The sequence below is a fragment of the Paraburkholderia sp. UYCP14C genome (genome assembly GCF_004197395.1).
GTDB lineage: Bacteria > Pseudomonadota > Gammaproteobacteria > Burkholderiales > Burkholderiaceae > Paraburkholderia.
In genome coordinates this window covers 1-375 of the sequence record NZ_SELS01000360.1, presented here as the reverse complement: position 1 = coordinate 375, position 375 = coordinate 1, and the positions used below count along the sequence as shown (strand labels likewise).

Genomic DNA, 375 nt, shown 5'->3' with positions numbered 1-375 from the left:
CTCGCCAGCTCCGAAAGCCATTCCCGGTGGGGCTCGCAGACAAATTCGGCCCCTTCGGAAAACCCGCAATCAGTTGCTTGAAACCAAACGCTCGATTGTTCTGGGCCTGGTCAAGCGTCGAAGTCCACAAGGACGAAATCGTCGTTGTGTTCCGCGTCGATCCGCAGCCTCCGCTTCGTAGCAGCGAAAATCCGAACGAATCAGGCGAAGGAGGAAAAAGTATGCAACATTGTAGGCGGCGTAATTACGCCGATCCGTGACAACTACTGGAGAAAGTGCGTAGCTATGAGAATCGGCAGCCCGGAGAGCCGCGACCCTGTTGGCGATGAGAGAATTGACGGGCCTGCACCCGAACGGTCTCCCGCTTCGGGGCCA

At 57.3% G+C, this 375-nt stretch carries 1 protein-coding gene; it reads left to right on the top strand.

Annotated elements, in window-relative coordinates:
• Window positions 1-260, top strand: a 260-nt coding sequence (locus EVC45_RS46505) for a hypothetical protein (protein WP_211193624.1), incomplete at its 5' end; no start/stop codon positions are given.
• Between the last annotated feature and the right edge of the window lie 115 nt (window positions 261-375).